Source organism: Parolsenella sp. (assembly GCF_982402205.1).
Genome location: NZ_CEVYAT010000063.1, coordinates 1 through 8,675, shown reverse-complemented (window position 1 = coordinate 8,675; position 8,675 = coordinate 1). Strand labels below are relative to the sequence as shown.

At 66.5% G+C, this 8,675-nt stretch carries 8 protein-coding genes; 6 read left to right on the top strand and 2 right to left on the bottom strand.

Going from position 1 to position 8,675, the window contains the following annotated elements; translation table 11 throughout:
- The coding region (locus AC1VTH_RS04760) for a cytidylate kinase-like family protein (RefSeq protein ID WP_481334990.1) at nucleotides 1–367 on the top strand (367 nt) is incomplete at its 5' end.
- A 161-nt stretch (nucleotides 368–528) separates the two neighbouring features.
- Nucleotides 529–1,854, top strand: a complete 1,326-nt coding sequence (locus tag AC1VTH_RS04755) for a lysylphosphatidylglycerol synthase transmembrane domain-containing protein (protein ID WP_481334989.1) — start codon at nucleotides 529–531, stop codon at nucleotides 1,852–1,854.
- 226 nt (nucleotides 1,855–2,080) lie between these two features.
- Here the strand turns inward: AC1VTH_RS04755 and gltX are convergent, their stop codons facing one another.
- Entirely contained in the window at nucleotides 2,081–3,568 is a 1,488-nt protein-coding gene (gene gltX, locus AC1VTH_RS04750) for a glutamate--tRNA ligase (RefSeq protein ID WP_481334987.1), read from the bottom strand.
- A 160-nt stretch (nucleotides 3,569–3,728) separates the two neighbouring features.
- Between gltX and rfbA the strand changes: the two genes are divergently transcribed.
- Complete coding sequence (gene rfbA, locus AC1VTH_RS04745) at nucleotides 3,729–4,619, top strand: glucose-1-phosphate thymidylyltransferase RfbA (RefSeq protein ID WP_481334986.1); 891 nt, start codon at nucleotides 3,729–3,731, stop codon at nucleotides 4,617–4,619.
- Nucleotides 4,620–4,736: 117 nt separating this feature from the next.
- Here rfbA and AC1VTH_RS04740 read toward each other — a convergent pair whose 3' ends face one another.
- Nucleotides 4,737–5,705 (bottom strand): diacylglycerol/lipid kinase family protein, encoded by a 969-nt coding sequence (locus AC1VTH_RS04740; RefSeq protein ID WP_481334985.1) that lies wholly within the window; start codon nucleotides 5,703–5,705, stop codon nucleotides 4,737–4,739.
- 98 nt (nucleotides 5,706–5,803) lie between these two features.
- On the opposite strand from AC1VTH_RS04740, the gene rnd reads away from it, so the two are divergent.
- The 3 genes from rnd to xseA all read left to right on the top strand — a co-directional run.
- The gene (rnd, locus tag AC1VTH_RS04735; RefSeq protein WP_293825936.1) at nucleotides 5,804–6,937 is read left to right on the top strand and encodes a ribonuclease D; all 1,134 of its coding nucleotides are present in this window, start codon (nucleotides 5,804–5,806) and stop codon (nucleotides 6,935–6,937) included.
- Between the two features lie 80 nt (nucleotides 6,938–7,017).
- Nucleotides 7,018–7,719, top strand: a complete 702-nt coding sequence (locus tag AC1VTH_RS04730; protein ID WP_481334983.1) for a zinc metallopeptidase — start codon at nucleotides 7,018–7,020, stop codon at nucleotides 7,717–7,719.
- Nucleotides 7,719–8,675 (top strand): exodeoxyribonuclease VII large subunit (gene xseA, locus AC1VTH_RS04725; RefSeq protein ID WP_481334982.1); only part of this gene is annotated, 957 nt, incomplete at its 3' end. The genes AC1VTH_RS04730 and xseA, both read left to right, overlap by 1 nt.

Here is an 8,675-nt window from a genome sequence, read left to right as displayed (position 1 = left end):
CTGCATCATCGAGGGCCGCCTGTCCGACTACATCCTGCGTGATAACCCCAACCGCATCTCGGTGCTCGTGACGGCTCCGCTCGACGCCCGCGTCGAGATCGTGCGCGCCAAGCGTGGCATCACCGACAAGAAGGCCAAGAAGCTCGTCAAGCGCATGCAGCGCGCCCGCGAGCTCTTCTACAAGCGCTACTCGGCGGGCAAGTGGTCCCTGCATGCCGAGAAGGACATCGTGGTGAACCGTGCCCGCTTTGGCCGTCAGGGCTGCGTTGACATCCTCGCCGCGGCCTATCGCACCAAGGTCGCCGCGGTGCAGCGCGCCCGGTGCGCCCAGGCGGATGCCGCCACCGGCGACTCGGCGACCGAGTAGCTCGAACTCTCATATCAAGTCTTTGGGGCTCGTCGCTTGCGGCGGGCCCCTTCTCGTTGCGGTGCAGATGCTATGTAACCTGCGGAGACGCTTGGCCACGGGGGTAAAATTCAACAGATATGCAGCTTGGGCCCTTGGGCTCGCATAACGTGAGGGACCCTATGGCAAACACTCCAGACAACGGCAAGACCGCAGCTACCGAGGCTTTTGAGAAGCCCTCCACCTCTGCGGCTTCCCATAGGGCCAGGGCTCCCAAGCCGCGCGTCGCCGGTGCCCCCGTGCGCTCGCGCTCCAAGAAGGGCGCGGACGAGAAGCCCGCGGACCCCGACAAGAAGCAGGCGGCCCGTGGGGCCCAGTTCATCGGCCTCGTGTTTGCCGCCTACGTGGCGTTCCTGTTCTTCTCGGGGCAGATCGGCCAGTTCGTCGAGGCTTTCCACAACGTCGAGTATCCCTGGCTCGTTGGCGCCGTCATCTGCATCTGCATGTACTTCATGCTGGGCACCCTTGCCTACGTCACGGCCGTCTACCTCGACCACGACTCCCCGGTGGGCTTTCGCGACCTCATGGCCGTAGAGGCCTCCGGCAACTTCTTCGGCAACCTCACGCCCATGCAGATGGGCGCCCTGCCCTCTCAGATCTATCAGCTCACGAAGGCGGGCCTCTCGGTGGGCGCGGCGTCAGCCACACAGTTCACGCGCTTCATCATGTTCCAGTTTGGCGTGGTGCTCTTCGCTGCGATCATGCTGTGGGCAAAGCTCGGCTTCTTCCTCTCGAGCTATGGCGACATCGTACTGCTCAACCTGCTCGTCTTCGCGGGCCATGCCATCGAGTTGCTGTTCCTCTTCGTCGTGGGCCTGTGCCCCAACTTCGTGCGTCGTGTGGGCAGCTCGCTTCTGTCGTGGGCGAATGGCCACGGCTGGATCAAGAACTACGACAAGTGGGACGAGATGATCAACGTCCAAGTGTCGCAGTTCTCCACCGCCTTCCGCCGCAGCGCCGCCAACGTCCCCGACATGGTGCTCACCCTCCTCATCACGATGACGCAGCTCGCATTCCTCTACATGATCCCGTGGTTCGTCCTGAACGCCTTTGGCATCGAGGCGGACTTCCTTACCTGCCTCGCGGCTGGCTCGATGGTCCAGCTCGTCTCGACCGCCGTGCCTCTGCCGGGCGGCACCGGCGGCGCCGAGGGAGGCTTCGCACTGTTCTTTGGCCCCATGCTGGGCTCGTCCGCCACGGCGGGATTTCTCGTGTGGCGCGTGGTCACGTTCTTCCTGCCCACCTTCGCCGCGCTCCCGATGATCGGCCTCAAGAGCTCTCACCGCGAGAGCATCTACCATCGCGCCCAGCGCTGGACGGGCCGCGGTGGACGTCGCGCGCCCAAGCGCGGGGCCGTCACCGTGAAGCCCACGACCTCGCACGGCAAGTACGTCGTCAAGAAGAAGACGGGCGGCGCCTCCTCCTCGACCAAGAAGGCCTCCAAGTAGCTGTGACCCATAGGCTATCAGGGTATGCCCCATGCCGGCCAATTTATTTTGCGCCTCGACTCCGTTGACTCCGGCTCTTGCGAGGCGACATCCCAGGCGCTCCGTACGTATCTGGATTACTTCGCCGCCGCCCAACCCGAGGCTTTCGCATGATCTTCAACGCAAAACGAGCGCCCCGAACCATGTGGCTCGGGGCGCTCGTTTTGTGCGGGGTATGTGCTGCCTGCTACAGGGCCATCGTGCGGGCGCGCTCGAGGCGGGCAAGGGCGTCCGCCTTGCCCACGAGCTCGATGACAACGCCCAGCGGCGGGCTCACGAGGTTGCCGCACTCGGCGGCGCGGATGGCCTGGAAGACGAGGCGCTTCTTGGCGTCGAGCTGCTCGGGCAGGACCTCGAGCGCGGCATCGATAGCCTCGGCGTTCCAACTGGACTCCTCGATGGCCTCGAGGGCGGCGTGGGCGGCGTCGAGCACGGCCGCCATGCCCTCCTTGGCGAGGCCCTTGGAGACGGCCTTCTCCTCGTAGGCGAGGGTCTCGGCGGTGCCAAACACCATCGAGCAGATGCCAGCTACGTCGCCCAGGTGCTTGGTGCGCGGCTTCACGACGCTCGCGAGCGTGAGCAGCCAGTCCTGGCTGCGGTCGCCCTCGGCCATGAGGCCGGTCTCGACGAGCTCGGGAACCATGATCTTCTCGGCAAAGTCCTCGTCGGACATGTTGGCGAGGTACTCGGCGTTGATCCAGTCGAGCTTGGCCGGGTCAAAGGTCGCGGGGTTCTTGGAGACGCGGTCGAGCGAGAAGGTGTTCGCCAGCACGTCGCGCGGGACGATCGTGGTCTCGCCGTCGGGCGACCAGCCAAGGAGGGCCAGGTAGTTCACGAAGGCGTCGGGCAGGTAGCCTTCGTCGCGGAACTCCTCGACGCTCGTGGCGCCATGGCGCTTGGAGAGCTTCTTGCCGTCTGCGCCCAGGATCATCGAGATGTGGGCAAAGACGGGCACGGGGGCGCCCAGGGCCTCGTAGACCATGACCTGGCGCGGGGTGTTGGAGAGGTGGTCGTCGCCGCGGATGACGTGGGTGATGCCCATGGCCGCGTCGTCGACGACGGTGGCGAAGTTGTAGGTGGGGGTGCCGTCGGAGCGGAAGATCACGAAGTCGTCGAGCTCCTTGGCGTCAAAGGTGACGTCGCCGTGCACCGCGTCGTGGATCACGACGTCACCACGGTCCTCGGGAACCTTGATGCGCAGCACGTAGGGCTCGCCGGCCTCGATGCGGGCCTTGGCCTCGGCAGGGTCGAGGTTGCGGCAGCGGCGCTGGTAGCCCTGGAAGGGGTCCTTGCGGGCGGCAGCGGCCTCGCGGTCGGCGGCGAGCTGCTCGGGCGTGCAGAAGCAGGGGTAGGCGCGGCCCTCGTCCCACAGCTTCTTGGCAGCGGCCTTGTACATCTCGAGGCGCTCGGTCTGGGCGTAGGGGCCAAAGTCGCCGCCCACGTCGGGACCCTCGTCCCAGTCGAGGCCCATCCAGCGCATGGCGCGCAAGATGATCTGCGTGTTCTCGTCGGTGGAGCGGGTGGGGTCCGTGTCGTCGATGCGTAGGATGAAGGTGCCGTGGTTGGAGCGGGCAAAGGCCCAGTTGAAGATTGCCGTTCGGGCGCCGCCCACGTGGAGCTTGCCGGTGGGGGAGGGCGCAAAGCGCACGCGTACGGGCTTCGTGGTGTCGGACATGTAGGAGTCCTCCTTGGTAAAACGTCACATACTCATTCAGTATACCGCGCGCACCCAACACAGGCGAGGTGCCGAGGTGTCCCCTCAGCCCCGCCCCGCTCGCGGTATACTTGCGACTGAGACTTGCACCTATGCACTCAATCCTAGGAGGCTCATCGCAATGAAGGGCATCGTTCTTGCCGGAGGCTTCGGCACCCACCTCTACCCCATGACGTTCTCGGGCTCCAAGCACCTGCTGCCCATCTATGACAAGCCGCTCGTGTACTACTCGCTCGCCACGCTCATGAAGGCCGACATCCGCGACGTGCTCTTCATCGTGAACCCGCAGGACATGGCCTCCTACGAGGCCCACTTTGGCGATGGTTCCCAGCTGGGCATGAACATCCAGTACAAGGCCCAGGAGAGCCGCGACGGCATTGCCCAGGCCTTCCTCATCGGCGAGGACTTCATCGATGGCGACCGCGTTGCCCTGATTCTGGCCGATAGCATTTTCTATGGCTCCGGCTTCGACCAGAACCTCGCCGAGGCTATCAACCGCAAGAAGGGTGCCACGGTCTTTGGCTACCAGGTCAAGCACCCCGAGTCCTATGCCGTCATCGACTTCGATCACGCCACCAAGAAGGTTAACTACATCGAGGAGAAGCCCGAGGAGGCCCGCACTAACTACGTGGCCACGGGCCTATACGTCTACGACGAGAAGGTCGTCGAGTACGCCAAGACCCTCAAGCCCTCCGCGCGCGGCGAGCTCGAGATCACGGACCTTAACCAGATCTACCTCGACCACAAGCAGCTCTACACCACGATGCTTCCCGAGGGCTTCGCGTGGTTCAGTCCCCGCACGGTCGACGACCTGTTCCACGCCGGCGAGTTCATCCGCGTCGTGCAGCAGTCCACGGGCACCAAGATCGCCTCGATCGAGGAGATTGCCTACCGCAAGGGTTGGATCGGTCGCGCGCAGCTGCTGAGCCTCGCCTCCAAGATTGCCAAGACCGAGTACGGCAAGTACCTCGAGGGCATCGCCCTCTCCACGGCTACGGTGGGCGCCAAGTAGACCGTCGCCCAACCGCTGTTGCTTCCGCTCAACATGAGAGGCCCCGCCGCGCTCGCTGCGCGACGGGGCCTCGTCCGTTTGGTCCATCCGTATCCGCATGCGCGGGTCGCGCGCCCACTACTCGGGGAAGGCGAGCTCGGCGGCCACGGGGTAGCGCGGCTTGGTGCGGGGGCTTGAGGGGTGGTAGCGACTCAGGTCGTCCACGATGAGGTTGTTGGCGCCCTCGAAAACGTTGGCGTCCCAGTGGGTCACCTGGATGCCCAGTACCTCGCCGTCGACCTGCATGGGAACCGGCTCCGATGCCGTGATGGAGATGCTGCGCCCTCGGAAGGTCTCGAGGGTGGGGCGCTTGGTGCGGCCCTTGGGGTCGAGCAGTCCGCGCACGAGCGGTCGCAGCAGCTCAGCGGTGTAGCTCGCCTCGAGCACGATGACGTCGAGCATGCCGTCGTCCATCGTGCAGTCGGGCACGATCTCCATGTCGAGTTGGATCATGGCGTTGTTGGCCACGAGGCAGGCGATGCCGTCGCGCTCGTGGACCTTGCCGTCGACCTCGATGGTGTAGTGGATGCTCCTGGGCTTGGGGTCGGCGAGGGCTGCCATGAAGTAGGCGGCCTCGCCCATGGCCTTCTTGTTGGGGGCGGCCGCCGTCATGAGCTCGGCGTCGAAGCCGGTGCCCGCCATGATCGAGAAGCCGCGCGTGACGCTCGCCCCGTCGTGGTCCCAACGCGCCTCGCCCAGGTCGCAGGTCGCGACGTTGCCCCAGCGGCAGGCGCGCGCGAGGGCGGCGGGCTCGGCTGAGTTGCCGATGTTTGCGAACAGGAGATTCGCGGTGCCCGAGGGGAACACGCAGGTGTCGACCGAGCGGCCCCTCAGCGCGTAGAGCAGGTTCGAGACCGTGCCGTCGCCGCCCGAGAGGACCACGACGTCGAAGCCCTCGACGTCTGCCAGGACCTCCTCGTTGTTGCATTCCTCGCCCAGCACGCGCAGCACGCACTCATCGCCCGCCGCCACGAGCTCGCGCTCGAAGGCAAACACGGCGTCGGAGCCAAAGCCCGAGCGTGGGTTATGAACGATGAGGCAGCGCATGGTATCCTCCTATCTGTGTGCCCATTTGCGGCACGCATGCCATGGTAGCCGATTTCGCCCCGCCCCCTCACCGTCCGGCGGGGCTGAGAGGTCGCGTCTTGTTCATCTCCACAACCGAGGAGCTCGAGCGCTTCTGCGAGCAGGCGTCCCAGAGTTCCGTGCTCGCCGTCGACACCGAGTTCCTGCGCGAGCGCACCTACCGTCCGCGCCTCTGCCTCATCCAGCTCGCCACCTCGCCCGACAACATCGCCGCGGTTGACCCGCTCGCCATCGACGACCTCGAGCCCATCGCGCGGCTTTTCCGTGACAACCGCATCGTCAAGGTGCTCCACGCCTGCTCGCAGGACCTCGAGGTTATCGACGGGGCCATGGGCTGCGTGCCCAGCCCCATGTTCGACACGCAGCTTGCCGCGGCCTTCCTGGGCCACCGCATGCAGCTGGGCTACGGCGCGCTCGTCGAGGCCTACACCGGCGTGCACCTCCCCAAGGCCGAGAGCCTCACCGACTGGTCGCGCCGGCCGCTCGACCCCGAGCAGCTCGTCTACGCCGAGGACGACGTGCGCTACCTGCCGGGCATCTACGACCAGATGAGGGCCGAGCTCGTCGAGCGCGACCGCCTGTCGATGGTGCTGCCCGAGATGCAGTCGCTGCTCGACCCCTCGCACTATCGCCACGAGCCCATGGAGGCCTACAAGCACCTCAAGCGCGTGAGCTCGCTCACCAGAAAGCAGCTCGCCGTGGCCCAGGAGGTCTGCGCATGGCGCGAGAGCATGGCCGCCAAGCGTGACATCCCGCGCAAGTGGGTGCTCGCCGACGAGGTGGTGGTCGAGCTCTGCCGTCGCGCCCCTGCCGACGAGGGTCGCCTGCGTCGCATCCGCGGCACCGAGCAGCTTTCCGAGCGCGACTCCGCGGCGCTGCTCCACGCCGTCTCGCGCGGTGTCGCGCGCCCCGCCTCACAGCTTCCGTCGCTTCCCAAGCGCAGCCGCCCTTCGGGCGAGCAGGAGAGCGTCGTCGACCTCATGTACGCGATGCTGCGCATCATCTCCGAGCGCAGCGGCGTGGCCACCCAGCTCATCGCCACGCGAGACGAGCTGGTCGACTTCATGAGCGGCCGCGAGGGCGCCTCGCTTGCCAGCGGCTGGCGCTACGAGCTCGCCGGAAGGCGCCTCGAGGAGCTGCTGGGAGGCTCCTGCGGCCTCACGGTCAAGGACGGTCGCGTCGAGATTCTGTAGGGGAGGCGCCGCCCCTCCCGGACGCCGCGTTTAGTGTCCGAGGTTGGGTAGATACTTCACCACAGAAGAAAGGTGGTCGCATGTACGACGGATACGGCTTTGGCTATGACCCGCTCTACCTAGCCCTCGTCATCATCTCGACGATCCTGGGCGTTGCCACACAGGGCTACATCAAGTCGACCTACGCCAAGTGGAGCAAGGTGCCGCTCGATGGCGCCATCACCGGCGCAGACGTCGCGCGCCGCATGCTGTCCGATCAAAACGTCGGCGGCGTGGGCATCGAGGGCATCGGTGGCGAGCTCACCGACAACTACGACCCCCGAACCAACGTGCTTCACCTGTCGGGCGCCAACCTGCATGGCGGCTCGGTCGCGAGCGCGGCGGTCGCCTGCCACGAGGCGGGCCACGCCGTGCAGCACGCGCGCAACTACGTGCCGGTCAAGATTCGCTCGGCGCTCGTGCCCGTCGTGAACTTCACCTCCAACGCCTGGGTCCTCGTGTTCATCCTGGGCATGGCCGTGGGGCAGGCGGGCCTGCTCACTCTCGCCATCGCGCTCTTCGTCTTCTCGGTTCTGTTCCAGATCGCGACGCTGCCGGTCGAGTTCGACGCCTCTCGTCGTGCCGTCGCCTACATCGAGCGCAGTGGCTTGGGACCTCAGGCCGTCCGCGGCGCCAAGAAGGTGCTCACGGCCGCTGCCCTCACCTACGTGGCCGCGGCGCTCGTCTCGGTGCTGCAGCTGCTCTACTACATCTCCCGCGCCCAGGGCAGGAGTGACGACTAGTGGCCTGGACCACGGCAGACATGCGCGGCGCCTGCACGGTGTCGCAGGCTGTTGACAACTCCGACGCCCTCACCGTCACCGAGGCCGTCGCCAGCGCCAACGACGCGGTGAGCTCGCTGGGGTCCATGCTCGTCGGGGGCGAGGTCACTGGCTTCAGGGGTCCCAACGCGCGCAGTGGCCACTGCTACTTCCAGGTCAAGGACGAGAGCGCCGTCATGAGTGTCAAGGTCTGGAAGTGGACCTACGCCAAGTGCGGCTTTGAGCTCAAGGACGGACTCAAGCTCGACATGTGGGGCAACTTCGACGTATATCCCGGCAAGGGCGAGCTGTCGTTTCTGCCCAAGCGCATCGCCGTTCCGGGCGAGGGCCCGCTGCAGCGCCCGGTCGAGGCCCTGCGCGCCAAGCTCAAGGCCGAGGGGCTCGCAGACCCCGCGCGCAAGCGCCCCATCCCGCGCTTTTGCACGCGGGTCTGTGTTGTAACGTCGCTGTCTGGCAGCGTCCTCGACGACGTGAAGCGCACGCTGTTGCGCCGCAACCGCCTGGTGGAGATCCAGGTGGTGGGCACGCGCATCCAGGGCGAGGGGGCCCCGCAAGACATCATCCGCGCGCTCGAGGTGGCTGCGGCGGCAAGGCCCGACTGCATCCTGCTCGTGCGTGGAGGCGGCTCCTACGAGGACCTCATGACCTTCAACGACGAGGCCCTGTGCCGCGCCGTCGCCGCCTGCCCCGTGCCCGTCGTCACGGGCATCGGCCACGAGCCCGACAACCCCATCGTCGACGACGTGTCCGACCGTCGCGCCTCGACTCCCACGGGGGCCGCCGAGAGCGTGGCCCCCGCCCTTGACGAGATCGTGGACTCCATCAACACGCGCCGCGAGCGCCTCTCGCGCTCGATGGAGGTCATTCTCGACCGCGCGCACCGCGCCACGGGCCAGCAGGGCGAGCTCATGGAGCGC

What these genes read in the sequence shown, in the direction of transcription:
- AC1VTH_RS04730 (WP_481334983.1), top strand. Translation starts at nt 7,018, where the DNA reads ATGTACGACGGATACGGCTTTGGCTATGACCCGCTCTACCTAGCCCTC.
- gltX (WP_481334987.1), bottom strand. Translation starts at nt 3,568, where the DNA reads ATGTCCGACACCACGAAGCCCGTACGCGTGCGCTTTGCGCCCTCCCCC.
- AC1VTH_RS04740 (WP_481334985.1), bottom strand. Translation starts at nt 5,705, where the DNA reads ATGCGCTGCCTCATCGTTCATAACCCACGCTCGGGCTTTGGCTCCGAC.
- AC1VTH_RS04755 (WP_481334989.1), top strand. Translation starts at nt 529, where the DNA reads ATGGCAAACACTCCAGACAACGGCAAGACCGCAGCTACCGAGGCTTTT.
- rfbA (WP_481334986.1), top strand. Translation starts at nt 3,729, where the DNA reads ATGAAGGGCATCGTTCTTGCCGGAGGCTTCGGCACCCACCTCTACCCC.